A 25,463-nucleotide genomic window follows, 5' to 3' on the forward strand; every position below is an offset into this window, starting at 1 on the left:
GGTTTGCGCCCTGAAGAACCCCAAATGCTATGCGAGATTCCGGTGCTGTAACGACGCCAGTTCCGACGTTGCGGAGCGAACGTCTGTGCCTGCGACCGTTTAGCGCAATCGATCCCGATTCACTCCTGACTTTCCAGGAGCGTAATCGGGCCCATTTATGGGAGCCCAAGCGCGACGAAGCTTTTTACACGCGCGACTACCAACGAGCACAGATCACCGCCAGCATCGTAGCAGAGCAGAAAGGAACCGACGCGCGCTTTGCCGCTTTCGAATCTGACGGAACGCAGATCGTAGCATGCGTCAATTTGTGGAGCATTCGACGTGGCGCTATTCACGCGGCGGTTCTCGGCTACTCCGCCGATGTCGACTACCAGCAACGGAGCTTTGCACAAGAGGCTGCGAGCGCAGTCATCGACTATGCCTTCGATATGCTAAACTTGCACCGAATCGAAGCGAGCTATCAGCCCCTCAACGAGCGCAGCGGCCGCGTACTGCGAAAACTCGGCTTCGCCGTTGAGGGATATGCGCGCGACTATCTCTTTATAGCGGGCGAATGGCGCGACGGCATTCTCACCTCGCTAACGAACAACGGCTGGAGCCCACGCTCAGTAGCTTCTGACGCGAAGTGAACTTCGTACGGTAAGCCGATCGCGAACGCTCGAACGGGCAGCCGGCATGAACCGGAGGGGGCGGCGAGAACAAAAGAAGGCATGGCCGATCCCACGCAGCGGGACAAAGTCCAGACCACTCGAGTGAACGAGATCGTGGCACTATGCGAGCGAGCCAACGTTGACGAGCATGGCCCGCTGGCCGAAGCCGGATCTTCGGCGCTCTATCGTTCGGCGCAAGGCCTTCCCATCTCGCGCATTTCGTCGGAGTCAGAGCACGGCAGCGACGAAGCGGCGGCATTCTGCCGCGGCGTCCTGGCACAGTTGCAGGCAATCGACATCGCTGCGCTTGACGAGCAACCCCGGCTCTCCACCGTGGTTCTCCGGGCAGCTCTTGAACGGCGGCTGGCAGCGGCTCGCTACTACTGGTATGTATCTCCAGTAACGCCTTACCGGTCGTTTGTGGGGGCGTTTCGGCTGATTTTCCGTTCTTTTGACGTTGATTCGGACGAGGCACGCACGCGCTATCTCTCAGTCCTGAAAGACGTCGCGGCTTTCGCACTTGCAGCCAAGGATAAACTCGCCGGGCAAGCGGCACGTGGTCTTACCATCACGGCGCGCGCACTTCCGCCGATCATCGCACTGCACCGAGCTGCCGCCGCGTCCGACGGAACGCCATTCTTGCCGGGAACGGAGAAACTCGCAGCCCTCGACGAACGCGCATGTGAACGGCTTCTTCGAGACGCGCGAGCCGTTTTTCAGCACGATGTCTCACCGGCACTGCACGAGCTGGCCGAGTATATTGCCGGGCCTTACGCACACTCGGCGTGCGCCGCATTCGGTCAATCCGCCTATCCGGGCGGCACCGACTACTACGCTCACGCGGTTCGGGCAAATACGACGCTCGCTATCGAACCATCCGCGGTTCACGCCCGCGGCTTGGCGGTGATGGACGAACTGCGGGAAGCGATGAGCGAGCTCCGTTCGCGCCTTGGGTTTCACGGAACGGCGCAAGAGTTCCACCGCTCCCTGCGGGCCGATCCGCGGTTCGTCCCGACTCGTCCGGAGCAAATCGGCGAGCGACTGCAGTTCTTTGCCGAAAGGGCCGACGTTGCATTGCCTGCGCTGTTTCTCCGCAAACCGGCAGCACCGTTTAGCACCAAGCGCTTATCGCCGGATCTCGAACCCGGCATGACCTTCGGATACTACGAACCTGGAGCCAAGCCGGGTGAATGCGGCAATTATGTTTACAACGGTTCGAAGCTCGCTGAACGTTCGCTCCTGAGCGTCGCTTCTCTCGCTCTTCACGAACTCGTTCCGGGCCATCATTACGAAATAAATCTGTCGCGCGAGAATGAAGCTCTGCCTCGTTTTCGGGCATTCCAGTCGCTCGCCACATACATTCCCGCATACCATGAAGGTTGGGCCGAGTACGCTGCGGATCTCGGCAAGGAACTGGGCATATACGAGGACCCATACGATCTGTACGGGCGACATGCACTCGATAGCTTCATTTCCTCGCGCCTAGTCGTGGACACGGGAGTCAACGCACTTGGGTGGAGCTTCGATCGCGCGGCAGAGTATTTGCGCGAAAATACGCTCCTTTCAGAGGGCGAGATCGAATCCGAGCTCCTACGCTATGCCACCGATCTTCCCGCACAAAGCCTTTCGTACAAAATCGGCTCGCTGAAGTTTGCAGAACTTCGAGAGCGAGTGCGCTCGCAACTCGGGGCGGCTTTCGATGTACGCTCCTTTCACGATCGAATCGTACGGAACGGCGGAATGCCGCTCGACGTCCTGGAGAGCGAAACGCTCGATTTTATTTCCGACCAATGAATAAAGGCTTCCTTAGGGCCGCCTTAGCGTTTTTAGGACCGGTATAGGCGGCGAGAGGCTCCGCCTAGGCGCTACGCCTTACGGTCGAACAAGCCATATGACGGCCACGACGACGAACAGCACGTCCGAAATCACCGCGTGCCGCCCCGCTAGTCCGGGCGTATCGCCAGGCGCGGCTCCGGTGCGTGAGGAAGGCGTGGATTATGGATGATGCAAAACGGTTGGCGGCCGCACTCAACGTACTTGCGAAGTCGCCTCAGTTTTCGAACAGCAAGGCGCGCTCCGCAGCGCGCCAGGAGCCGGCGGTGAATTGGCCGGAAACGAAAGCTCTCAACGCGGACTTCAACGCCGAAGTAGACGGGTTCGAATCTTTCGTCATGAACGACGGAAGCACGTGCGCCTGGATGCCCGGCCAATTCCGCTACGCGGCGCAAGCTCGTTAGACGGCGGTAATAGCAGCCCGAATTATCGGAAGAGTGCGAGTACCGATTGGGCGTTATTGTTCGATTGCGAGAGTACCGACGTTCCTACCTGGACCATAATCTGCAGTCTTGTGAACTCGGTTGTCGCTTGACCGACGTTGAGATCGCGAATCGACGATTCCGACGCCTGCAGGTTTACGGCTGCGGTAGTGTCGCTATCCGCATCCTCGTTCAAGCGCACAACGACGGCGCCCAGGTTCGCTTGCTGCGAGAGCACCGTACTTAGCGCGATGTCGATCTGACCGATCGCATCTTCAGCTCCGAGCGATGGATTATTGGCACTCGAGATGGCGACGTTGATATTCGAGATGCGCAGCGTCGAGGTGTTGGTCGCCTGAATCCCAACCTGAATGACGTCGCCTTCATTGGCACCGGATTGAAAGTTGAACGCGGGGTTGCTGGGATTCGTTAACGCCGCAACATTTTGACTGACCTTGATATATGCCGTCGTCCCGACATCCGCGGTGGTGATGGCGCCGAGCGTAACCGCCACGTTATCGAAGCCCGAGTAGTTGCTCGTGAACTTTGCAGTTATATTCTGCGGATGCAAGCCGAGCGCCGTGGTCGCGACCGCACTCGGGCCGAATAGCGTACCCGATACGCAGACCAGTCCGGTCGCGCTCTCGATGAACGTTTCTTGTACTGCGATCGAGACACCGGTGTTGATAACTTGAAGCTCGATCGTGCCGTCGACCGTCGATTCCCCTGCGCCGGTGCCGTTCCCGAGCCCCTGCACGCCTGGCAGCGCCGCATTCGGTGTCGTGTTAAAGGCGGTCGGAAACGACGCGACCGCCGTCGCGACGAGGAATCCGTAATTGATGCCGCTGGCAGAAGCAACGCCGCCGTTCGTCGCAAGCGCGGAGTTCGCCGTGACGGTGAGGTACGCGTTTTGCTCCGCTTGGAATCCCGCGTGGCTGCCATCGAGGAGTGCCTGGCCGTTGAAGTTCGTGTTCTGCGAGATCCGGTTGACCTCAAGCAGAAGCTGCGAGACCTCGGTTTGCAGATTAGCGCGATCGTTCTGGCTGTTGATGTCGGATGCGGCTTCGACGGCCAGCGAGCGAATGCGCTGAAGAATGTTGGTCGTCGTCGACAGGGCGCCGAGTGCGACTTGCGCCGCGTTGTTGGCGTTCTGCACGTTTTGAACGGCGGTATTGAAACCATCGACGTTCGTCTGCAGATTTGTCGCGATCGCTAAACCGGAAGGGTCGTCGGCGGCGCTGTTGATGCGCAGGCCCGATGACAACTCATTGACGGTCTTTTGCAGCGCCTGCTGATTTCTGTTGAGATTGAGCTGGACGCTGTTAGCCAACAGGTTGTTTGAAATGCTCAGGCCTTGACTCAAGGGACACTCCTCCATGGTTGCGCCGAGACTTCCCGGCTAAGATGGGCTATCCATAGCCCTCCCAACGGCGCCGATACACGTTTACTATCGGTAACTCCTGTCGCTTTTATAAGCGCAAAGGCTCGAGCCATCGCGGGCCGAGAACCCTATATAAGATGGCATCACTCGAAGACGGGCTGGCGCAAGCGCAGGCGGCGCTCGCCACGGCCCCGGACTCCTGGCGGGCACTGGCCGCCGTGGGGAGCCTGCTTGCGGCCCTCGGGCGGCTCGAGGCAGCCGTGCCTTTCCTCGAGCGGGCGTTTGCCCTCGGTCCCAACCAGGCGACGGTCGCAAATAATTTGGGTGCCGCCTATCGGGCACTCGGCCGGCTAAGCGAGGGGCGCGAACTCTTTAGGCGCGCAGCGGCCTTGGAACCGAGCTATGCCGACGCGGTCGCGAACCTCGCCGGGTCGTATTCGGCCGTGGGGGCGCACGAGGAGGCGGCAGCGGCGCTCGAGGGCTTGATCGCCGAGGGCGTGGATTCGGCCGGAATGCGCGACCAGCTTGCCATGGCGCTCTGGGCGGCAGGCCGGGCGCCGGAAGCGATCACGCATTTGGAGCGCGCAATCGCACTCGATCCACGCCACGCCGGCGCCTACGCGCATCTCGGGCAGATCCACGTGGAGAGCGGCAGCCTACCCGAGGCGAAATGGGCCTATCTCAAGGCGATTGAAATTGCGCCGGAGCGGCCCGAGTACTACCGTTTTTTGATCGAGGTCGATGCCGAGGCACTCGAACCGCACCACCTCGCCTCGCTCTCTTCCATGCGGCCGGACGACCTTTCGATCGACGATCGCATCGAACGAGACTTTGCGTTGGCCAGAGCGGCGATGCGTACCCGCGACACGAGCGTCGCCTTCCAACACTTCGCAGCGGCAAATGCCGCCGCGCGCTCGCAGCGCGCGTACGAAGAGCGCCAGACACTCGACGCATTTATCGGTATCTCCGAAACCTTCACGCAATCTTTCATCGCAGCGCGCGAAGGCACGGGAGACCCCTCCGAACTGCCGGTGTTCGTCTTCGGGATGCCGCGGTCGGGGACAACCCTCATCGAGCAGATGCTGGCCAGCCATCCGGATGTCGCGGGCGGCGGCGAACTCGGGCTTTTCGAGGATGTCGTGCAGGAACGGGAAGGGCCGCGCGAACTGCGCGAGATCGGCGCGGCATACGCCGCAGCGCTTCGTGCGATCGCTCCCGGCGCGCTACGCGTCACCGATAAAATGCCCGCCAACTTTCGCTATGCCGGGTTCATTCATCTCGCGCTCCCGAACGCGCGGATGATCCACGTGCGTCGCGACCCGATCGACACATGTTTTTCGTGCTTTACACAGCATTTCCGCAGCGAGGGGCTTGCATGGACGTACGACCTAGGCGAAATTGGCCGCTACTACCGCGGCTACTTCGAATTGATGGAGCACTGGCGACGCACCCTCCCGAACGGAGCGATACTCGAAGTGCAATACGAGGATCTCGTCGACGACTTCGAAACGCAAGCGCGCCGCATCGTCGCGTACTGCGGCCTGACCTGGAACGACGCGTGCCTAACGTTCCACCAAACCAAGCGTGCCATAAAGACCGCGAGCGTCGCGCAGGTACGCCGCCCGCTCTATCGCTCGTCGATCGGGTATTCGCGCCCATTCGTGCCGTATCTCAGTCCGCTGCTCGACGCACTCGGCCCAACGCGTCAACGCTTGTAGAACACGCCCCGGAACGCGCCCAGCTCGGCCTTCTTCAATCTGCTGCCCGCGTATCCGATGGACGGCGGGCGAATCGTCCACGCGCTCGCTTGAGGCGCGACGCACAGCCGAGCGAAGGCGATAAAAATTGCCGGAACGCTCGGCACGATCATGTCGGTATTGCTGGGCTTGTGGGGCGTGTTTTTACTCGTCGCAGGCTTTACGGTTGCGGGCGTATCGTTGAGCGATTTTGCTAAAGCCGCGCCGCAAAACGGCACGTGTACCGTCACGTCGATCATGACTCCCGTGGCACGACTCGCGCATGTCGACGCGGACACCAATGCGCTCGACGCAATGAAACAGCTCTCGAGTTCGGGCTTCCACCAACTGCTAAAACGAACGCTCGAAATCGATCGCACATGACCGCGACGTTCCTCGGATCCGGAACGAGCCAGCGCTAACCGCCGGCGGTTACCGGTGAGGCACGCCATCGTCAAAACGGTCCGCTAAGAGGCTCGAATCGTTCTGCCAGCGCGAGCAGCTTCGCGTCCATTCCTGCGGGAGCGACGAGTTGCGCCCCAATCGGCAAACCATCGCGTGAACGCCCCACGGGAAGCGTGAGGCTCGGTGTTCCGAAGAACGACCACGGGGCCTGCGAACGCGCATCGCCGGTCGTCTCGCGGCTTGGGGCGGGTCCGACGCACGTGGTCAGCAACGCATCGATGCCGGAGAATAGCGGCGCCAGTTTCAAACGCAGCTCCTCCCTCAGGTCTAGCGCGGCTCGATAAGCATCCTCATCGATGGCCTCGCCTCTACGCACCAGAGCACAAATTTCCGGCGGCCGGTCGCGCTCGCGCAGAAATGGCAAGGCGGCGGCGACTTCGAAGGCCACGATCGTTTTGAGCGGATCCAATGTGGCCCGCGCAACAGCTCCAAAGTCGCGAGGCACGACGTCCGCAAAGTCCGCGAGCCGGTGCGCGAATCCCTCGAGCGCTGCGTGGGCCTCGTCGCCGTAGTACTCCGAAAAAAGCTCCATATCGACGGCAATCAGCGGCCGCTCCGGCGCCACCGCCGACGTCAGGCTCGGGATCAACACCCGCGCGACGCGTGTGACCATTCCGACATCGCGAGCAATGATGCCGACGTGATCGAGAGAGTGTGCGAGCGGCAAAATGCCGCGGGTTGAGATGCGCCCGTAACTCGGTTTGAAACCAACGACCCCGCAGAAGCTCGCCGGACGCAACGTCGAACCGACCGTTTGCGTGCCGAGTGCGAAGTCGACGTGCCCGGCTGCCACGGCCGCGGCGCTACCGGCGCTCGAACCCCCGGGCGTGCGTGCCGGATCGTGTGGGTTGCGCGTCGGCGCCGGATCGAGATACGCAAACGCCGTCGTGTGCGTTTTCCCAAGGATCGCCGCACCGGCGTCGCGCAGCGCAGCGACGCACGGCGCATCTGCGGTCGGAGACATGTCATGAAAATCAACCCCAAAGCGCGTCGGCATGCCACCCACGTCGATGACGTCCTTAATGCCGCATGTCAACCCGGCAAGTGGTCCTTCACCGGCCGGTGCGGGATTGGGATCGATGAAGACCCACGCCTCGATTCCGCGATCGGAACCGTCACCCGGAACCGATGGTGCATGCGTCGCATTTTTCATGTTCGCTCCCTTTGATTCTGTCATGTCGCGAGCGCGGTCATTCCGAGCCGCACGAACAGCCGCGCGTCCTCGTCCGGTTCCGGATTCGGTGTCGTGAGCAGTTTCGGACCCGCGAAGATCGAGTTCGCGCCGGCGAGAAAACAGAGCCCCTGCAACTCGTCGCTCATCTGTTCTCGGCCTGCCGAGAGTCGCACGACGGTCGCCGGCATCGTGATGCGCGCGGCCGCGATCGTACGCACGAACTCGATGGGATCGAGATCCTCGTTCCCGGCCAGCGGCGTTCCCTCCACGCGCACCAGGAGATTGATCGGTACGCTCTCGGGATGCTGTGGCAGTGTTGCGAGTGTTGCGATCAACCCGATGCGGTCCTCGGGAGATTCACCCAGCCCGACGATTCCACCGCAGCAGACGTTGATTCCCGAATCCCGCACGTGCGCAAGTGTCTGCAACCGGTCGTCGTACGTGCGCGTGCTGATGATGTGCCCGTAGAACTCCGGCGATGTATCGAGATTGTGATTGTAATAGTCGAGTCCGGCGTCCTTGAGCCGCTGCGACTGCGGGGCGGTGAGCATTCCTAACGTCACGCACGTCTCGAGGCCGAGTGCCTTCACGCCCTCGATCAACGTGCAGACGCGCTCCAGATCGCGATCGCGCGGCGAGCGCCAGGCGGCGCCCATACAGAACCGCGTCGCCCCGGCGTCCTTCGCTTCCCGCGCCGCGGCGAGCACCGTTTCGAGGTCCAGAAGAGCGGTTACAGGCAGCGCGGTATCGTGCCGAGCGCTCTGCGGGCAGTATGCGCAATCTTCCGAGCAGCCGCCCGTCTTGATCGAGAGCAGCGTTGATATTTGTACGACATCCGGTTCAAAGTGCGCTCGATGCGCAAGCTGCGCGCGGAAGATCAGTTCCGGCAAGGACAGCGCGAAGAGCGCGCGCACTTCTTCGCGCGTCCAATCGTGTCGGGGGACTCCCCATTCGGAGGATTGTGCGACATCGCGGGTCTGGGAGAACCTTTGCGGCATCATCGATCGTTCAGCTCCTGAATTGCGCGAGTACATCTGCGTCACTCTCCGCCGGTTCCACATCCGGGCAAGCTAAGACTGCGCGACTTCGATCAAAAGCGCGTCAACGACGATGGCTCCGCCTGGAAGTACTTTCACCGGATTGAGATCGAATTCTAGGATGCTCTCGGCGTGATCTGCCGCAAGGCGCGACACGTTGACCAAGAGTTCGGCCAGCGCATCAACGTTGGCAGCCGCGCGGCCACGCAGCCCGGTAAGGATCGGAAAGCCGCGTAGCTCGCGCAACATCTCGTGTGCATCGGTAAGGGCAAGCGGCGCCGCCCGGAAACTAACGTCGGCGAGCACCTCGACGAAAATCCCCCCCAACCCGGCCATCACGACGGGGCCAAAAACGGGGTCGAGCTGGACGCCGACGATGGCCTCTTCGCCGCCTTCGATCATCTTCTGCACGAGGACGCCGTCGATTCGCGCTTTCTCGTCGTATGCGCGCGCAGCGGCGAGCACGGTATCGTACGCGCGGCGCACTTCCGCATCGTCCTTCACACCGAGGACGAGAGCGTGCGCATCACTTTTATGCTGGATGTCGGGTGATTCGACTTTGATCGCGACCGGATACCCGATCGCTCGTGCCGCCTCGACCGCGTCGGACGCGGTCGAGCTCACCCGCCACGGCGCGACTTCGATGCCGTACCGCTGCAGCAGGTCGAACGTCCGGCCGGCGGGTGCGACAACCCGCGGTTTTTCCGGGCCGGACGGCGGAGTAACATCGTGGCGCGGTACCGAGCGTGCCGAAGGCGAGTTGCTGGACCTTGTAGCCAGAGCGCTGTCGCGGCGCTGCGCGTAGCGCACGAGTGCGCCGGCTGCGGCGACGGCTCGCGTCGCGGTCGGAAGCGCGCACATGCCCAGCTCGGACATCTTCTCGCGCGCGCTTTGCGGCGCGGCTGCCCACGCAATGAGGAACGGTTTCTCCGTGCCTGCCAAGACGGCACGAAACTGTTCGATGATCGTGTCGGCGAATTTGTCCATGAGGCCCAAATAGAAGACGCCGATGTCGACGTTCGGATCGGCGAATACGATCTCGAGCGTCTCCCGCAACAGGCGGGGCTCGGCGATGAATTGGGCCGTGATATCGATCGGGTTTTTGATCGACCCAAACGCCGGGACGACGTTCCGCAGCGCGGCCTGCGTCGCTTCGCTCAAGGTAGCCGTCTGGAGCCCTTCGGCCTCGGCCTTGTCGGCCATGAGCACCCCGGCCCCGCCGGAATGCGTGACGAGTGCGATCCGCGGCCCTTGCGGGAGCGGGCACATCGCGAACGCGGCGACGAAGTCGAGCAATTCGTCCTCGTCGTCGACGCGAACGATTCCCTTTTGCCGGAACACGCCCGAGTAGACCCGGTCCGATCCGGCCAGCGAGCCGGTGTGCGAGAGTGCCGCCCGGGCGCCCGCCGCCGATCTACCGACCTTCGCGATCACGAGAGGCTTTCCGAGCGCAAGTGCCTCATCGGCAACGGCCAACAGCTTTGGGCCATCCTTCAGACCCTCGATGTAGCCGGCAACGACGCGTACGCGGTCGTCGCGCACAACGTACTCGAGCAAGTCTGCGAACATCAGATCTGCCTCGTTGCCGGAGTTGACGAAGTAGCCGAGCGACAATCCCCGCTCGCGCAACAAGGCAACGAGCGCCGTGCCGAACGCACCGCTCTGCGTGACGAACGCTATCGGCCCGCCGACAACCGAACCGTCTCCGGCCTGGCTGAACGTCGCAAGCACGTGTTCGTACGCATTCCAAAATCCGACCGTATTGGGCCCGCAGACGGGTATGCCCCCGCGGCGTGCCAGCGCCGTAAGTTCTCGTTCACGTTCCTTTCCGCGCTCGTTCATCTCTGCGAAGCCGGAACTGAAGATGACCGCGCCGCCCACGCCTTTTTCGATGCACGCTTCGAGCGCACCAAAAACCGCTTCCGCCGGAACGGCGATGATCGCTAAATCCACGGTGCCCGGGATCGCGCGAACGTCCGCATAGCATGGCAATCCCGCGAGAGTTTGGTATTTGGGATTGATCGGATAAATCGGGCCTTCGTATCCTTTATCGAGAAGAAACTTCAACGGACGGCCGTTGATTTTCCGAAAGTCTTCCGAGGCGCCGAAAATGGCGATCCCGTTTGGCGCAAAGAAGCGTTGCAGGTTCGAGGTCATACAACGCGCTCGATCGCGATGCTTGCGCCTTGGCCACCGTTTCCGCAAATCATCGCGAGCCCGTAGCGTCCGCCAAGCGTCTCTAATTGGTGCACGAGGTTGAGGACGATGCGAATCCCCGACATCGCGATCGGGTGACCGATCGCGATCGCCCCGCCCCACACGTTGACTCGTTCCTCGTCGAGTTTGAGGTCGCGGATACAGGCCAGCATCTGCGCCGCAAAAGCCTCATTGACTTCGATAAACGCAAACTCATCGATCTTCATCCCGAGACGCGCCAGGAGCTTGCGCGTCGATGCGACCGGAGCGATGGGGAAATCGGCCGGATCGACGGATGCCATGGCCATTCCGATGATCCGCGCACGCGGATTGCGTTTCAAACGCTTCGCACCATCCTCGGTCGTAAGCACGAGGGCCGCAGCCCCATCGGCGAGCCCGCACGCATTGCCCGCCGTCACGGTTCCGTTCTTATCGAACGCGGGCCGCAATTTCGCGAGCGTCTCGTGCGTTGAATCCGGGCGCGGAAGCTCGTCGGTTTCAAACACGTCCGGCGGGGCGCCGCCCGTCGAGAGCGGCGCTATCAGGGCGTCGTCGGCATGGGATTCCCGAGCCCGCGACCAACGATGCTGGCTGCGTAACGCAAAATCGTCCTGTTCTTCCCGCGATATTCCGTAACGTAGCGCAAGGGCGTCGGTCAAAGCGCCCATATGCTTGCCGGTCATCGGATCGATGAATCCGTCGTGATACATCGCGTCCACCAAACTCGCGGTACCCATTCGCGTCCCCCAACGCACGTCGAAGGTAAGGTGCGGAACGCTCGACATATGCTCCACACCCGCGGCAATGGCCACATCGGCTTCGCCTTGTGCGAGCGCGTTCGCGCCGGTTGAGATCGCCAGCATTCCGGAGAGACATGCCTGCTGCACCGTGAAGGCCGGCGTCGTCACGGGCAGGCCTCCGGCGATTGAAATAAGCCTTCCTGGATTCGGACCGTTTCCTGCTTGGCGCGCGAGGCCAACCGTGCAAAGACCCACGTCCGCAGCCTCGAGCGCCGTGTACGCGAGCGACGCCGTAACGGCGTGCGCGCCAAGATCGACCGCCTTTAGCTGCCGCAACGCTCCGCCGAATTTGCCCACGGGCGTTCGGACGCCGCCGATAATCTGAATCATTGCTTTACCAATCTGACGGAGGTTATGTCGCCGCGCTGCGCGAGCGCTTTAAGCAGGGTGAGGATCGGCGTCCTACCGATCGGGTAGTCCCGTTTGATCGGGCCGGCGCTCTTGAGCGGCCGGTACTGATCCTCGCCGTAGAACACGGCGAGCAGAAGATCGTCATCGGAATCGAATGGTCCTCGCTCGCGGCGGACGCGCTCCAGCGTCGGCGCAAGCAGGTCGCCCGGCCGCTCGCTCACGACGCGTTCGCCCGCAACGATGCGGTCGTAGAGATTAGGCTCCACCGGCGCCGCGAGCTCGCCGTAATAGCCGAGAACATAGCGTCGCACCTCGTCGGGAACCGTTTTATAGCGTTCCCCTCCGATCACGTTCAAGGTGGCCTGCGTCGCCACGTATTGTGCGAATGGACTCACCATGATGGGATAGCCAAGATCCTTGCGCACCGCGGCAGCCTCTGCAAGGATCTCGTCGAGGCGGTTCTCGATGCCCATCGCTTGCAACTGGCTGCGCAAGTTCGAAATCATCCCGCCCGGGACCTGATGTTCGTAATGAAACGGATCGTATTCCGCGACCGCTCCGAGCGGTTTACCCTCGCGAGCCGCTACGTAGCGGAGGTGGTCGCGAACCGGGGCGAGTTGTTCGAGATCGAACGGCACGTCGTAACCCAGCCGGCGCGCGTTCTCGACAAGCCATTCGGTCGGAGGCTGGGATGCGCCGTGGGCTAAAACGGAGGTGGCGCTATGCACGACGTCGACCCCGCGCTCGATCGCTTCGAGCGCGGAGAGCGGCCCAAGCCCGGTCAAACAATGCGTATGCAACTGCAGCTGCATCGAACCGACGGCTTCGCGCAACCGCGGTATCAAGGTTGCGGCTCGCTCGGGCTTCAACAAGCCGCTCGGATCCTTGAGGTACACCGCATCGACTCCGAGCGCGACGATTTCCCGGGTCTTTCGCACGTAGTAATCGTCGGTATGAACGGGGCTCACCGTGTAAACGACACCGGCGGCCACGTACAGCCCGGCGTTCTTAGCGGCCTTCACCGAAACGTGGATGTTCCGAATATCGTTGAGCGCATCGTAGGGCGTGGTATATCGAATACCGTTCGCCGCCATTCGTTCGGCCGTAAGCGCGACGACGTCATCGGAGAACAACTCGAAGGTGAAGAGACTCTGCCCTCGCGTCATGACGATGAGCGGCGTGCGCGTCACGACCTCGCTCATGATTCGCATACGCTCCCACGGGTCTTCGCGCAAAAAGCGCACGCACACGTCGAACACGGCGCCGCCGACCAGATCGATCGCCTCGAAACCCGCCCGGTCCAGGTTCTCGGCGATGGGAAGCATCATCGCCGTCGTCATACGCGTCGACCACAGACACTGGTGCGCGTCGCGCAGCGTCGTATCGATGAAACCTATTTTCCTCATGCCGGGCTGCCTATCGGAAGAAACTCGCGCTCGATCCATTTCGTATCGATTGCATTCGCCGCGAAGCGCGGATCGGCAAGAACCCGCAGGTGGAAGGCTCGCGTCGTCGGTACTCCCTCGATCTCGAACGCCTCGAGTGCGCCGCTCATTTTTTCAATCGCGGCCGCGCGAGTCGGCGCCGTGACGATGAGTTTGGCGATCATCGAATCATAGAATGGTGGGATGACGTATCCTTCGAACACGTGCGAGTCAACCCGGATCCCTTCGCCGCTGGGCGGCGTCCAGCGTGTGATGCGGCCGGGCGCCGGCCGAAAATTCGCTTCCGGATCTTCGGCATTGATCCGGCACTCAATCGCGTGCCCGTTCAAAGCGATCTCCGCCTGCGTAAGAGAGAGGCCATCACCGCTTGCTACCCGCAGTTGTTCGGCAACGATGTCGACTCCCGTGACCGCCTCGGTAACCGGGTGCTCGACTTGGATGCGCGTATTCATCTCCAAGAAAAAAAACTCTTCGGTCTTTGGGTCGTAGACGAACTCGACCGTACCGGCGCTCCGATAGCCGATGTTGCGGGCAAGCATGATTGCGGCCTCACCCATCGCCACCCGTGTCGCCGCCGAAATACTCGACGGCGCCTCCTCGAGAAGCTTTTGCGAACGACGTTGCAGCGTACAATCCCGCTCGCCGAGATGGAGGTGCGAGCCGGCGCCGTCCGACAGCACCTGAATTTCGATGTGCCGCACGCCTTCAAGGAAGCGTTCGGCATACAAGGATCCGTTCCCGAAAGCAGCCTGCGCTTCGGCCGACGCCTCCGAGAATGCGCTCGCGAGTTCGTCCGGCGAGCGAACGACGCGCATCCCTCGTCCGCCGCCGCCGGCCGCTGCCTTGAGCAAGAGTGGGAAGCCGATCGACTTTGCCGCATCTTGCGCGGCCTCGTTATCGGCCAGCTCCGCCTGCGTCCCGGGGATCGTCGGAACCCCAACCCGACGCGCCGTCTCGCGAGCCCGTATCTTATTCCCCATCGTCGCTACCGCTTCGCTGGTGGGGCCAACGAACCGCACGCCGTTCTCTTCGCACAACGCTGCGAAGGACGCGTTCTCCGCCAAGAAACCGTAACCCGGATGCAGCGCGTCGCATTTCGACCCGATGGCCGCAGCCACGATCGCGTTTTCGTTGAGATAACTCTCCGCGGCACGCGGCGGACCGATGCACAGGGTACGATCGGCCATGCGTACATGCAGAGCGTCACGATCGGCGGTCGAGTAGACTGCGACGGTCTCCACCCCGCATTTCCGTGCGCCGCGAATGATCCGCACCGCGATTTCTCCGCGGTTCGCTACCAAGAGCCGGCGGATCATACCGGTTCGAGAACCATGACGTCTTGCCCGTACTCGACGATCTCGGCATTGGCGACGGGGAGCTCGACGACGCGCCCATCGCGCGCGGCGGCAATCGTATTGATCAGTTTCATCACTTCGATGATGCAGAGCGTATCGCCCTTACGTACGACGCTCCCAATTTCAACAAACGGAGGAGCACCCGGAGCCGGCGCGCGGTAAAAGGTTCCGAGCATCGGCGCCGTCACGCGAAAGCGGTCGCTTCCGAGCGGCGCCACCGGTTCGGCGGCGCGCGGCGCAACGGGGGCGGCAATTGGGGCCGGCGCCATCGGTGGGGCCGGTCTAGTCTCCATTGGCCGCGAGCCGGCGCCGTTTCGACGGACGTCGAGGACCATACCGCCGATCTCGAGGTGCAACTCGTCGAGCGACGAGCTTTCGATCAGCTTGAGAATCTGGGCGACATCTTCGTAGCTGATATCGGCCTTGGGTTCCATCTTAACTCACCTATTTGAGAAGGGTGGCAGATTCGTCTGCCACCCATATAGATTACCGCGTCGCATTAAACCCGGGCCAGCTCTGGCTGCGCTCCCTGCACGGGCGTATCGACCGCGTCGTTCGTATACATCCGTCGCACGGCATACAAGCACGTTACGCTGATCATGCCGACGACGAAAACGTAACTCGCGACGAGCCAAGGGTTGCCGCCGGCGCGACTGAGCAGAATGATGGCCAAAATCGGCGTGAGGCCGCTGGCGTATATCCCCGAGAACTGGTACACGAACGAGATGCCGCTGTAGCGAACGCGCGGCTCGAAGAGTTCGCAAAACAACGCCGCTTCGGGGCCGTAGAGCGCGGGGTATGCCAAGCCGAATGGAACGATGATGGCCACCCACATCCAGCCCACGCCGAGCGGCATGAGCAAAAATGCGGGGAAGGCAAGCAACGCCGTCGCGACGGTGCCGATAGCGAAGATGCGACGCCGCCCGTAACGATCCGAGAGCCGGCCGAAAATGGGAACCATAAACGCCATCACGATTGCCGCGACGGTTACGGCACCCAGGACGCTGTCTCTTGTGTATTTCAAGTTCGTCGTCAGATACGACAAGATGAACACGCCGTAGATATTGAAGCCGACACCTTCAATAAACCGAATGCCGAGCCCGAGCATGACGTTCCGCCCCGACGTGCGGATGAGTTCTTGGAAGGGTATACGCGCGATCGATCCGCTGCTCTTAACGTGCTCGAACGCCGGGCTCTCGAGAATACGCAGACGGATGTAAATGCCGATGATGACCAGCAGGGCGCTCGCCAAAAATGCGATGCGCCACGCGTAGGCGAGCAGCGCGGCCTCGCCGAGTTGCGAAAGCAAATACGAGACTCCCGTACCGAGAGCGAGCCCTGCAGGAACGCCGATTTGCGGCCAACTCGCGTAGAACCCGCGTTGCTCCGGCGGGGAATGTTCGGCCGACATAAGAACGGCGCCGCCCCACTCGCCCCCCAGCCCGATGCCCTGCAGCAGTCGCACCGTCAGCAGCAGGATGGGCGCGAGCGCACCGACCTGAGCGTATGTCGGCAAGAGCCCGATCAAGAACGTCGCCACACCCATGATGCCGAGCGTTAGAATGAGCATGCTCTTGCGTCCTATTCGATCTCCGAAGTGACCGAAAATCATCCCGCCGATGGGACGAGCGACGAACCCGACGGCGAAGGTCGTATACGCAAGGAGCGTTCCGATCGTCGGGTTGAACGTTGGAAAGAACAGTTTTGGGAAAATTAACCCGCTGAACGTTCCATATAGAAAGAAATCGTACCACTCGATCGTCGTTCCGATCGCGCTCGCGAATGCAACGGTACGCACGTTTTTTGCCAGCGCTCGGGCAGCGTCACTCGTCATGATGAGCTCTCCTCACATCAATGCGGTAATGCGGTGACTAGGCGTCAGAGTATCGCAACGCGGTGCGCCTGACGCCTAGTCACCTCTCAAGACATCCTATGAAAGGCTTTACCTTTGCAACATGTCCGTACCTGCCTAGATAGGTTGCTCATTTTCAAAATTGTTTCTCCACGGCCTTCGACCCTATGCGATGAGTAAACCGCCGTCGATCACGATGGTCGATCCATGAATATAGCTAGCGACGTCCGAGACCAGGAACGTGACGAGCGCCGCGATTTCGTGCGGCTGCGCGACGCGCCCGAGCGGTATCGAGCGGGAGACCTGATCGTAGACATGCGCTTCCAACAATGCGTCCGCAGTCATTGGCGTCTGGGTGACGGCCGGAGCGATCGCATTCACGTTGATGCCTGCTCCCCCGTACTCGCGGGCAAACCCCTTCGTTAAGGCGATAACCGCGGCTTTGCTGGCTCCGTAGAGGGCGTTGCCGATCGAACCGCCGCCCTTCACTGCAGAGATCGACGCAACGTTCACGATTTTTCCGTAACCTCGTTCGGACATCGCGGGCAACGCAGCCTGCGAACAGGCGAGGACCCCACCGACGTTTATACGAGAGACGTCTTCCCAATCGCCCATCGTCGACGATGCGAGCGAACCCTTTTTTAAAATTCCCGCACTATTGATGAGAATATCCAGCGAGCCGGATTGCGCAAGAACGGCCTCTACGGCCCTCGTCGCGGCCTGAAAATCGCTGACGTCGAGCTCGAGGCCAAACGCGCGCCTGCCAATCTGTACCAGGGATTTCGCGGATGCTCGTGCGGCCATGCCGTCAACATCGGCCAAATAGACGGTGCAGCCTTCCGCCGCGAGCGAGGCTCCGATGCTCGCACCTATCCCTCTCGCGCCGCCCGTAACGAGTGCGACTCGCCCTTCCAGACCTAGATCCATAGATCGCGGATTACCAGTATGCCATTGCGGACTCGAACAAGCCGCGAAGGTCGTCGCGAGAGATCTCGCGCGGACTGTTCGTGAGGAGGCGACGCTGCGGAAACGCGCCATCGGTCAGGGCATCGACATCGGCAGCCGTGTAACCGAGTGCTTCGAGTCCGTTCGGCATATTCGTCGACCGCATCAGTTCGACGATGCGGCTCGAGAGTGCGTGTCCGGCGTCTCGGTCGTCGACGTCGCGAACGTCACCGCCGAGTAACGACGCCGCCTCTATATGGCGACCGGGGCACGCAGCGGCCGTGAACTCGAATACCGCCGGCGCGTTGACGATGACCGACATCCCATGGGGAACGATGGCATCGTCTTGCGGATAGCCCTGGGGGCGAAAATCTCTCACCAGCCCCGACACGGAGTAGGACATGCCGTGCGGCGCATGGCAGCCAGCATTACCGAAACCGATTCCCGCGAGCGTCGCAGCGAACATCATCTGCTCCCGAGCCTCGTCGTCGGCTGCATCCTTTACGGCCCGCTCGATGTAGCGTCCCAGCAGCTTGAGCGCTTCGGTACAAGCGATGTCGCTAAACGGGTTTGCGCCCTGCGAGAGCGGTCGCGCCTCACCGTTTACGGGGCGCTTCCGGCGAGTGAACGGCAGCGCGGTATAGGATTCGAGAGCGTGGCTAAGCACGTCGAATCCACTGCAGGCTACAACCTCACCCGGAAGCGTGCGCGTGACATTCGGATCCGCAATTCCTAGAGATGGTTTTAGGCGCCGCGATACAATGCCGGTCTTTGCACCCATCGCGACGAGGTCGAAGATCGCTATGCCCGTGCATTCACTTCCGGTTCCGCTCGTCGTCGGGCAGGCAATGTGCGGTTTGAGTGGACCCGGCACCGCTTGCCCGCCGCCGATCGGCGCATTGACGTAGGCCATGAAGTCCGCGGGGTAGGTCGCGTACAAGTTTGCCGCTTTCGCCGTGTCGATCGTCGAACCGCCGCCCACGGAAACATAACCGTCAAACTTTCCATCGACGGCGAATGCCGCGGCAGCTTTGAACGATTCGTCGGTGGGTTCTACCGAAACCTCATCATAGATCACGGTATCGATGCCGGCCTCCAGCAGCGATTCTCGAACGGTTGCGAAGAATGCCAGTCCCCGTACGCTCTTATCCGTAAAGAGAGCAACGCGCGTCATGCCAAGCGCGCGCGCCGCGCCGCCGACCTCGTCTAAGAGGCCCCTCCCGAATCGTATGCGGGTAGCGTCGACTTCGAAACCGCGATCGCCCTCGCTCGTTGCATGATAGTGATTGGCGCAACAGCTCATGTCGCCGCACCGTCGCGCGAGGCGCCGTCTTTACGTCCGGCAATCAAAGCCGCGATCGCAATCGCCGCCATACGGGCTGCGGCCGGTTCGTTGCGCGACATCAATAAAATCGGGGCAGACGCTCCAAGGATGATGCCCGGAGCGATCGCTCCGCTAAAGTAGACGAGTTGTTTGTACATCACGTTGCCCGTTTCAATCGTCGGCACGAGAAGGATATCCGGATCGCCTGCGACCGGCGAGGCGATACCCTTCGCTTGCGCGCTCTGCAAGGAGATCGCATTATCGAATGCGAGCGGACCGTCCACGATCCCTCCGGTAATCTGGCCCCTCTCGGCCATCTTAGCGAGAGCTGCCGCATCGATCGACGCCATCATCGCCGGATTGACCGATTCCACCGCAGCTAGAACCGCCACTTTCGGCCGCGTGCAACCGAGGAGACGCACGAAATCGATCGCGTTTTGTACGATCGAGCGCTTCTCCACCAATCCGGGTGCGATGTTGAAAGCGCCATCGGTAACATAGAGCGTTTTGTGATAGATCGAGCTGGGGACTGCGCACGCAAAAACGTGACTCATCAAGCGATTGGTACGCAGCCCGGTCTCTTTGTGAAGAATCGGGCGCAGGAAGTCGTCGCTGTGCAGGTGGCCCTTCATGAGAATATCCGCTTGCCCGCCCCGGACCAGAGCGACCGCGGCGCTCGCCGCTTCGACGTCGCTCCGCGCGGCAACGATACGAGGGGGGTCGGCTACGCCTAGTTCCCCCAAGATGGCGCGAATCTTCGCCGGATCGCCGACGAGCAGCGGCTCTACGCCGCATCGATCGCGCGCTTCCAGTGCCGCCTCCAGCGCGTCGATACTGTGCGGCCACGTGATAGCTACGGTGCGAGGCGGTAGGCCTCGCACCGTAGCTATCACATCCGCAAACGGATCGAAGCTAACCGTTGAGATGTTTGTATCGGTCAAGGAAACGCTGCGGCTTCTGGAGCGCATCGCGACGAAACGGCTCGCCGAGTTCTTCGGAATCGACCATGAGATTGATAACCGACGGGCGCTTCGATGCGATTGCCTCGCGCAAGGTGCCCGCAATGTCCGACAGCCGGTCGACCTTATACCCATTGGCGCCCATTTCGCGAGCGATTCCCGCAAAGTCCGGATTTTTGAGATTGGTGCCAAGGAACCGGTTGTCGTAGAAATCGATCTGATTCTTCTTTTCAGCACCCCACTGAGCGTTGTTCCAAACGATCGCAACGACCGGAATATCTTCTCGAACAGCGGTCATGACCTCGGCTAGGCTCATACCCCACGCACCGTCCCCGATGAAGGCAACAACCGGAAGATCCGGGCGGCCGAGCTTCGCGCCGAGCGCCGTGGGATACGAATATCCGCAGTTGCCGAAGCTCATTGCCGCAAGGAACCGGCGCGGCTCCTTAAAGCGCAGATAACTGTTCGCTACCGACGAAATATTTCCGATATCCGTGGTAACGATCGCATCGTCAGGGAGTGCGTCCGCAACGGTTTGTAACGCGCGCCTTGGGCTGATGGAAGCCCCCTCTTGGGACGACATCGCATCGAGCTCTTTGCGCCACGCATCGCGGCGTTCTGCGATTTTTCGAACGACCTCGCCGTTACGCGTGCGACCGGCCTGGATCGAACGCAACCGCTCGAGGATCGCACGAGCCGTTTGCTTTGCATCGCCGCAAATGCCGAGTTCGATCCGCTTCGTCAAACCTAAAACGCGATGATCCGCGTCCACTTGAACGATACGTGCGTTTGCGGGCCAATAGTTCATGCCGTGCTGCGGCAGGGTGCCGAATGGGCCAAGGCGGCAGCCGAGCGCGAGGACGACGTCGGCTTGCGCGATCGTTTCCATCGCGGCCTTCGACCCCTGGTAGCCAAGAGGACCGACCGCAAGTTCGTGTTCGTAGGGGAACGCATCGTTGTGTAAATACGAGCACGCGACCGGCGCGGTGAGAAATTCTGCGAGTTCGCGCGTTTCGTTTACCGCATCACCCTGCACGACGCCGCCGCCGGCGAGAATCACCGGATTTGCGGCGTTCGCTAGTGCTTGCGCCGCAGCCTCGATTTGTTCGGGGTTGCCGGGCCCGCGTTCGAGCGTTAGCGACGGATAGATCTCCGTCATGAAATCGCCATAAAAATAATCACGCGGGATATCGATTTGAACCGGTCCCATCTCCGCCTTGGCAATGTAGAATGCCCGCCGAAGTAGCTCGGCCATGCGTTCCGGACGATTGACCTGCACTTGCCACTTGGTAATTTTGGAGAAGATCGGCATCTGTTCGGTTTCTTGGAAGCCGCCCAATCCTACGCCGAGCGTACCGACCGCGGGCGTACACACGACCATTGGCGTATGCGCCCAAAAAGCTGCGGCAACGCCGGTGACGAAGTTCGTGATGCCCGGACCGTTTTGCGAAATGACGAAGCTCGGTTTACCCGTGACTCGCGCCATACCGTCGGACATGTGTACGGCGTTTTGCTCGTGCGCTACGGAGAGAAAGCGAATCCCCGCCGCCGGAAAGAGATCGAGCGCATCCATATAGGCCGACCCGACGATTCCCGGTACTAACTCGACGCCTTCGGTTCGCAGCGTTTCGACAAAGGCTTCGCTTGGCGTCATGCGAGTCGGCCCGCTAACCGGCCGAATAATTGCGGGGGCAACGTTCGTTTTGGTATCCAACACGATAGGTTTCCTCTCCATATGTGGTACGTCGTATTCCGAGCATCGCTGCAGCGAGCAGCGTCATCTTCGAAATTTTGTACCTGTCCATACTTGTACGGACAGAGTTATTGTATGGTCGCGTTTTGGAAAAGTCAATCGCGGTGCGCCCCAGCGCACCGCGCAGCAATCAACGGCTCGCACGAGGTTGCGATCACATGGCGTTCACGAGCAACTCTCGCAGTGCGGGCACGATTCCGCTCGGCGTTTCGCATACCGATACGCCGGCTGCGGCAAGGGCACGAACCTTGGAATCGCCGCTGCCCCGCGACCCGTCGACGATGGCTCCGGCGTGGCCCATCTTGCGCCCGGGCGGGGCCGTACGGCCTGCGATAAAAGCGGCAATCGGTTTATCCATGCTTGCCGCATACTCGGCCGCCTCCTCTTCCATCGATCCGCCGAGCTCGCCGATGAGAACGATCGCCTTCGTATGCGAATCGCGATCCAGCATCATCAAGGCGTCGCGCGTGGTCGTACCGATGAACGGATCGCCACCGATTCCCAAAAATGCAGACTGCCCAAAACCATCGCGGGTGAGATTCAGGCAGACAAGCGTACCGAGGCTGCCGCTACGGGAAATGACGCCGATCGAACCCGGTGCGAAAATCGTTGTCGAAAGGCTCGGCATAATGCCCAGCGATGCTTCGCCCGGCGTTACGAGCCCTGCAGTATTTGGGCCGAAGACGCGCGCGTCACGATCGCGTGCGTCCGCCAAAAACCACATGACGTCGTGGACGGGAATATGTTCGGAGAGTACGACGATGTTGGATATTCCGGCATCCAGCGCATCCGTGACGGCGTCTTTGGTTGCGTATGGCGGAGTAAAAAGAACGCTGAAATCGATCTGGTGCGATCGCGCCGCATCCCGAGCGGAATTGTAGACCGGGACGCCCAGATGCGTCGTGCCGCCCTTACCGGGCGACGAGCCTGCGACGATTTGCGTTCCGCTTGCCCGCATCCGCTCGGTCCAGAACGTGGCCTGCTTTCCGGTAATACCCTGAACGAGAACCGTGTGCTGCGCGCGAAGAATCATTGTGGTACCTCCACGAACGCCCGATGTTCTGCGGCAGCGGAAATCGCGGCGCGCACCGCATCGTCCATCGAATCGTACGGCTCGATACCCAACTCGTCGCGTACGATCGCTATTGCGGCTTCTTCCCCGGTCCCGTGAATCGAAAATGCCATGGGGATCGTCGGACGGAGCGACTGGATAGCGTCGACGACACCGCGTGCCATCACGTCCGTCTGCGCGAACGCACCGCAGAAATTAACCAGCAAACTTCGGACGTTGGGATTCGCTAAGACGATTTCGAGCGCGGGCTTCGCCTTGGTATACGCATCGCCGCCAATCTCCATAAAATTCGCAGGCCGCCCGCCGTAATGTGCGACGACGTCCATGGAGGTCATCGTCAAGCCGGCGCCATTAGCAAGGATTGCGACGTCGCCCTCGAGTTCGATGTATAACAGGCCCAACGCACGCGCGCGCCGCTCGAGTTCCGTGCCCGGCTCTCCAACTGCAGCTGCCGCGTCGGCGAACAACGCCTCGTGCCGCTTTTTAGCCGAATCGTCGAGTACGAGCTTGCAATCCAGCGCATAGAGTTCGCCATCCTCCGTCAGCACCAGCGGATTGATCTCCACGAGTTCGGCGTCCGTCGCCAGGTATAGATCGTATAACGTAACGAGCGCGCCGGCTATCGCGTCCACGTTGACGGCGCCGACATCGGCCGGCCCGAGTAGCTCTTTAATCGCGCCGAGCGATAGCGGCTTACGGATGTCGGCCGTCATGTGATGAATGTGCGAGGGCTCCACATCTTCGATGTCCATGCCCCCGAAGGTGGAGAAGAGTATTCGCGCGGATCCGCTAGACGGATCGTTCATGACCGCCGCGTAGAATTCGCGCGCGATCGGAACGGCGGCCTCTACGAGGAGCGAGCTGACGGCGTGACCGTTTACGCTGCTACCGATCATCTCGGCAGCGGTCTCGCGCGCCTGGGTCGCGCCGATCGCGAAGCGAATGCCGCCGCCCTTCCCACGTTTGCCCGCCCCGATCTGCGCCTTTACGACGACGCGGCCGCCCAAGCGTTCGGCGACCGCGCCGGCACCCGCCGCGTCGCTCACCAGCTCGCCCGCCGGAACATTCATACCCGCTCGACGAAGAAGTTCTTTGCCGATGTGTTCGGAGACGTTCATAATATTAAGCTCCGTATCGCGCTAAGTATGCGCCGAATAACTCGCTCTCGCTGGGTTCGCGCGATGGGCACGTACGCACGAGGTGCGTCATGTTGATGAAATGCTTGTACGAAAGGTTCTCGCTGATGCTGTTCTTAGCCCAGGAGCCGCATCCCATCGAGAGCGTGAAATTCAACCCGTTGTCGAACGATCCGCCGTTGTTGAAGCAATGGGCTTGATTGACGAGTACGCGCACGACGCCCACGCGGTGCGCGAGAGCGTCGGCGTTCGCCTCATCTCGAGTATGGATCCCACAGGAATGGCCGGCGCCGGAGTAGGCGAGGATTTCCTTCACGCGGGCGACGGCGTGGTCGAAATCCGGGGCGCGGAATAGCGTCAGCACGACCGACAGCTTCTCGCCGGACAGCGGTGCGTCGTCGCCGACGCGCGTCTCCTCGACCAGAAAGAATCGCGCCGCATGCGCGGCCGGGTCGTCAAAGCCAACGACCTCGGCAATGCGCTTCGGCGATTGGGCCGTAATGCTCGGGTTGAGCTTATCGTTCACAAACATGACTCGCTCGAGCAGCGCCTTCTGCTGGGCGTTGAGGAGATAGCCGCCTTCGTTCCGTAACGCTTCGAGCGTGCGCTCGTACACGGCGTCCAAGATGACCAGGCTGTTCTCCGACGAGCAACTCGTCGCATAGTCGAAGGTCTTGCTACGGGCGATTTTATCGGCGGCATCGTCGATGTCCGCGCTGATATCGACGATGACCGGAACGTTTCCCGCGCCGACCCCGATGGCGGGCGTTCCGCTCCGATAGGCATTACGCACGTTGGATTGCGAACCGGTGACGACGACGAGGTCCGCCTGAGCCATCAATTCGTTCGTGAGTGCTTTGGTGATCGGCGGAGGTAACATCTGCACCAGGTCCGTCGGCGCACCGACCTTGCGCAGTTCTATATGGATGAGCTCGAGCAGCTTCGCGCACGTCGTGGCGCCCTTGGGCGAGGGCGCGAGGACGACGGCATTGAGCCCCTTGAGCGCCATCATCGCCTTATTCGTGGGGGTGGCCGACGGGTTGGTCGATGGGCATAAGGCGGCGACGACGCCGATCGGTTTCGCGATGCGCGTGAGATTCGTCGCGGCGTCGTGATCGATAACTCCGACCGACACCGCCCGAGGCTCCAGCAAATCGCGTAACGTCCCAAACGTCTTCCGCAGATTTTTCTGAACCTTGTCTTCGTACCGGCCGATTCCCGTGTCCTCGACCGCGAGCTTAGCGAGAGACTCCGCGTTGTGGTAACACGCCCACGCTACGGCCGTCACCAGCGTGTTAGCCTGTTCCTGGGTATATTGCGAAACCTCGTCCTGCGCCCTTCGCGCGCGACGGATAACGTCTGCAACGATTGCCGGTATCGATAGGGTGTCTACGAGCATGCGTCAACCTCTACGAGCGCGCCGAGATGATACAAAAAAAATGACGTGACACGTCTTGTTATGCACGGAAGGCGAAGGGGAGTGTCGAATCGGCTTTCAGGGTACTCATGCCGAATGTTCTAATGCACACGGTTGCCGCGGCAAAAAAATGCAATCCCCTTTGGTCATCAGTACCTGT

At 61.3% G+C, this 25,463-nt stretch carries 21 protein-coding genes; 4 read left to right on the plus strand and 17 right to left on the minus strand.

From position 1 onward, the window contains the following. Positions 1 to 29: 29 nt before the first annotated feature. The 3 genes from VMW12_01705 (at position 30) to VMW12_01715 (ending at position 2,887) form a co-directional block, all read left to right on the plus strand. Positions 30 to 629: a GNAT family N-acetyltransferase gene (locus VMW12_01705; protein HUZ48436.1), complete on the plus strand. Its 600-nt coding sequence runs from the start codon at positions 30 to 32 to the stop codon at positions 627 to 629. Positions 630 to 764: 135 nt separating this feature from the next. Further along, positions 765 to 2,444, plus strand: coding sequence for a DUF885 domain-containing protein (locus VMW12_01710; protein HUZ48437.1), 1,680 nt, complete (start codon positions 765 to 767; stop codon positions 2,442 to 2,444). A 203-nt stretch (positions 2,445 to 2,647) separates the two neighbouring features. After that, positions 2,648 to 2,887, plus strand: coding sequence for a hypothetical protein (locus VMW12_01715; protein HUZ48438.1), 240 nt, complete (start codon positions 2,648 to 2,650; stop codon positions 2,885 to 2,887). Between the two features lie 22 nt (positions 2,888 to 2,909). Here VMW12_01715 and VMW12_01720 read toward each other — a convergent pair whose 3' ends face one another. Further along, entirely contained in the window at positions 2,910 to 4,268 is a 1,359-nt protein-coding gene (locus VMW12_01720; protein HUZ48439.1) for a flagellin, read from the minus strand. A gap of 155 nt (positions 4,269 to 4,423) precedes the next feature. On the opposite strand from VMW12_01720, the gene VMW12_01725 reads away from it, so the two are divergent. After that, positions 4,424 to 6,004: a sulfotransferase gene (locus tag VMW12_01725; GenBank protein ID HUZ48440.1), complete on the plus strand. Its 1,581-nt coding sequence runs from the start codon at positions 4,424 to 4,426 to the stop codon at positions 6,002 to 6,004. Here VMW12_01725 and VMW12_01730 read toward each other — a convergent pair. The 16 genes from VMW12_01730 to VMW12_01805 form a co-directional block, all read right to left on the minus strand. After that, positions 5,992 to 6,282: a hypothetical protein gene (locus VMW12_01730; GenBank protein ID HUZ48441.1), complete on the minus strand. Its 291-nt coding sequence runs from the start codon at positions 6,280 to 6,282 to the stop codon at positions 5,992 to 5,994. The two genes, VMW12_01725 and VMW12_01730, sit on opposite strands and share 13 nt — an antisense overlap. Before the next feature lie 194 nt (positions 6,283 to 6,476). Beyond that, entirely contained in the window at positions 6,477 to 7,640 is a 1,164-nt protein-coding gene (locus VMW12_01735) for an amidase (GenBank protein HUZ48442.1), read from the minus strand. A gap of 20 nt (positions 7,641 to 7,660) precedes the next feature. Further along, complete coding sequence (bioB, locus tag VMW12_01740) at positions 7,661 to 8,659, minus strand: biotin synthase BioB (protein HUZ48443.1); 999 nt, start codon at positions 8,657 to 8,659, stop codon at positions 7,661 to 7,663. Positions 8,660 to 8,731: 72 nt separating this feature from the next. Then, positions 8,732 to 10,855 (minus strand): acetate--CoA ligase family protein, encoded by a 2,124-nt coding sequence (locus VMW12_01745; GenBank protein HUZ48444.1) that lies wholly within the window; start codon positions 10,853 to 10,855, stop codon positions 8,732 to 8,734. After that, positions 10,852 to 12,024 (minus strand): thiolase family protein, encoded by a 1,173-nt coding sequence (locus VMW12_01750; GenBank protein ID HUZ48445.1) that lies wholly within the window; start codon positions 12,022 to 12,024, stop codon positions 10,852 to 10,854. Before VMW12_01750 ends, VMW12_01745 begins: the two co-directional genes overlap by 4 nt. After that, positions 12,021 to 13,451 (minus strand): pyruvate carboxylase subunit B, encoded by a 1,431-nt coding sequence (locus tag VMW12_01755; protein ID HUZ48446.1) that lies wholly within the window; start codon positions 13,449 to 13,451, stop codon positions 12,021 to 12,023. The genes VMW12_01750 and VMW12_01755 overlap by 4 nt, the downstream gene beginning before the upstream one ends. Then, positions 13,448 to 14,806, minus strand: coding sequence for an acetyl-CoA carboxylase biotin carboxylase subunit (accC, locus tag VMW12_01760; GenBank protein ID HUZ48447.1), 1,359 nt, complete (start codon positions 14,804 to 14,806; stop codon positions 13,448 to 13,450). The genes VMW12_01755 and accC overlap by 4 nt, the downstream gene beginning before the upstream one ends. After that, the gene (gene accB / locus VMW12_01765) at positions 14,803 to 15,279 is read right to left on the minus strand and encodes an acetyl-CoA carboxylase biotin carboxyl carrier protein (protein HUZ48448.1); all 477 of its coding nucleotides are present in this window, start codon (positions 15,277 to 15,279) and stop codon (positions 14,803 to 14,805) included. The genes accC and accB overlap by 4 nt, the downstream gene beginning before the upstream one ends. Positions 15,280 to 15,344: 65 nt before the next feature. Continuing rightward, on the minus strand, positions 15,345 to 16,679 hold the full coding sequence (locus tag VMW12_01770) for an MFS transporter (GenBank protein ID HUZ48449.1): 1,335 nt from the start codon (positions 16,677 to 16,679) through the stop codon (positions 15,345 to 15,347). A 183-nt stretch (positions 16,680 to 16,862) separates the two neighbouring features. Beyond that, on the minus strand, positions 16,863 to 17,624 hold the full coding sequence (locus VMW12_01775) for an SDR family oxidoreductase (protein HUZ48450.1): 762 nt from the start codon (positions 17,622 to 17,624) through the stop codon (positions 16,863 to 16,865). 10 nt (positions 17,625 to 17,634) lie between these two features. Beyond that, positions 17,635 to 18,945: a hydroxyacid-oxoacid transhydrogenase gene (locus tag VMW12_01780; GenBank protein HUZ48451.1), complete on the minus strand. Its 1,311-nt coding sequence runs from the start codon at positions 18,943 to 18,945 to the stop codon at positions 17,635 to 17,637. Continuing rightward, positions 18,942 to 19,907 carry a bifunctional enoyl-CoA hydratase/phosphate acetyltransferase gene (locus tag VMW12_01785; GenBank protein ID HUZ48452.1) on the minus strand — a complete coding sequence of 322 codons (966 nt, stop codon included), beginning with the start codon at positions 19,905 to 19,907 and terminating at the stop codon, positions 18,942 to 18,944. The genes VMW12_01780 and VMW12_01785 overlap by 4 nt, the downstream gene beginning before the upstream one ends. Next, positions 19,879 to 21,579, minus strand: coding sequence for a sulfoacetaldehyde acetyltransferase (gene xsc / locus VMW12_01790; protein ID HUZ48453.1), 1,701 nt, complete (start codon positions 21,577 to 21,579; stop codon positions 19,879 to 19,881). Before xsc ends, VMW12_01785 begins: the two co-directional genes overlap by 29 nt. A 253-nt stretch (positions 21,580 to 21,832) precedes the next feature. Next, on the minus strand, positions 21,833 to 22,711 hold the full coding sequence (locus VMW12_01795; GenBank protein ID HUZ48454.1) for a CoA-binding protein: 879 nt from the start codon (positions 22,709 to 22,711) through the stop codon (positions 21,833 to 21,835). Then, a complete protein-coding gene (locus VMW12_01800) occupies positions 22,708 to 23,868 on the minus strand; it encodes an ATP-grasp domain-containing protein (GenBank protein HUZ48455.1) in 1,161 nt (386 codons plus the stop codon). Before VMW12_01800 ends, VMW12_01795 begins: the two co-directional genes overlap by 4 nt. A gap of 4 nt (positions 23,869 to 23,872) precedes the next feature. Beyond that, positions 23,873 to 25,285, minus strand: coding sequence for an aldehyde dehydrogenase family protein (locus VMW12_01805; protein HUZ48456.1), 1,413 nt, complete (start codon positions 25,283 to 25,285; stop codon positions 23,873 to 23,875). Positions 25,286 to 25,463 lie beyond the last annotated feature (178 nt).

This window comes from Candidatus Dormiibacterota bacterium (assembly GCA_035532835.1).
Taxonomy (GTDB): Bacteria; Vulcanimicrobiota; Vulcanimicrobiia; order Vulcanimicrobiales; family Vulcanimicrobiaceae; genus DAHUXY01.

What these genes read in the sequence shown, in the direction of transcription:
- VMW12_01705 (HUZ48436.1), top strand. Translation starts at nt 30, where the DNA reads ATGCGAGATTCCGGTGCTGTAACGACGCCAGTTCCGACGTTGCGGAGC.
- VMW12_01715 (HUZ48438.1), top strand. Translation starts at nt 2,648, where the DNA reads ATGGATGATGCAAAACGGTTGGCGGCCGCACTCAACGTACTTGCGAAG.
- VMW12_01725 (HUZ48440.1), top strand. Translation starts at nt 4,424, where the DNA reads ATGGCATCACTCGAAGACGGGCTGGCGCAAGCGCAGGCGGCGCTCGCC.
- VMW12_01730 (HUZ48441.1), bottom strand. Translation starts at nt 6,282, where the DNA reads ATGATCGACGTGACGGTACACGTGCCGTTTTGCGGCGCGGCTTTAGCA.
- VMW12_01735 (HUZ48442.1), bottom strand. Translation starts at nt 7,640, where the DNA reads ATGAAAAATGCGACGCATGCACCATCGGTTCCGGGTGACGGTTCCGAT.
- bioB (HUZ48443.1), bottom strand. Translation starts at nt 8,659, where the DNA reads ATGCCGCAAAGGTTCTCCCAGACCCGCGATGTCGCACAATCCTCCGAA.
- VMW12_01745 (HUZ48444.1), bottom strand. Translation starts at nt 10,855, where the DNA reads ATGACCTCGAACCTGCAACGCTTCTTTGCGCCAAACGGGATCGCCATT.
- VMW12_01750 (HUZ48445.1), bottom strand. Translation starts at nt 12,024, where the DNA reads ATGATTCAGATTATCGGCGGCGTCCGAACGCCCGTGGGCAAATTCGGC.
- VMW12_01755 (HUZ48446.1), bottom strand. Translation starts at nt 13,451, where the DNA reads ATGAGGAAAATAGGTTTCATCGATACGACGCTGCGCGACGCGCACCAG.
- accC (HUZ48447.1), bottom strand. Translation starts at nt 14,806, where the DNA reads ATGATCCGCCGGCTCTTGGTAGCGAACCGCGGAGAAATCGCGGTGCGG.
- accB (HUZ48448.1), bottom strand. Translation starts at nt 15,279, where the DNA reads ATGGAACCCAAGGCCGATATCAGCTACGAAGATGTCGCCCAGATTCTC.
- VMW12_01770 (HUZ48449.1), bottom strand. Translation starts at nt 16,679, where the DNA reads ATGACGAGTGACGCTGCCCGAGCGCTGGCAAAAAACGTGCGTACCGTT.
- VMW12_01775 (HUZ48450.1), bottom strand. Translation starts at nt 17,624, where the DNA reads ATGGATCTAGGTCTGGAAGGGCGAGTCGCACTCGTTACGGGCGGCGCG.
- VMW12_01780 (HUZ48451.1), bottom strand. Translation starts at nt 18,945, where the DNA reads ATGAGCTGTTGCGCCAATCACTATCATGCAACGAGCGAGGGCGATCGC.
- xsc (HUZ48453.1), bottom strand. Translation starts at nt 21,579, where the DNA reads ATGACGCCAAGCGAAGCCTTTGTCGAAACGCTGCGAACCGAAGGCGTC.
- VMW12_01795 (HUZ48454.1), bottom strand. Translation starts at nt 22,711, where the DNA reads ATGATTCTTCGCGCGCAGCACACGGTTCTCGTTCAGGGTATTACCGGA.
- VMW12_01800 (HUZ48455.1), bottom strand. Translation starts at nt 23,868, where the DNA reads ATGAACGTCTCCGAACACATCGGCAAAGAACTTCTTCGTCGAGCGGGT.
- VMW12_01805 (HUZ48456.1), bottom strand. Translation starts at nt 25,285, where the DNA reads ATGCTCGTAGACACCCTATCGATACCGGCAATCGTTGCAGACGTTATC.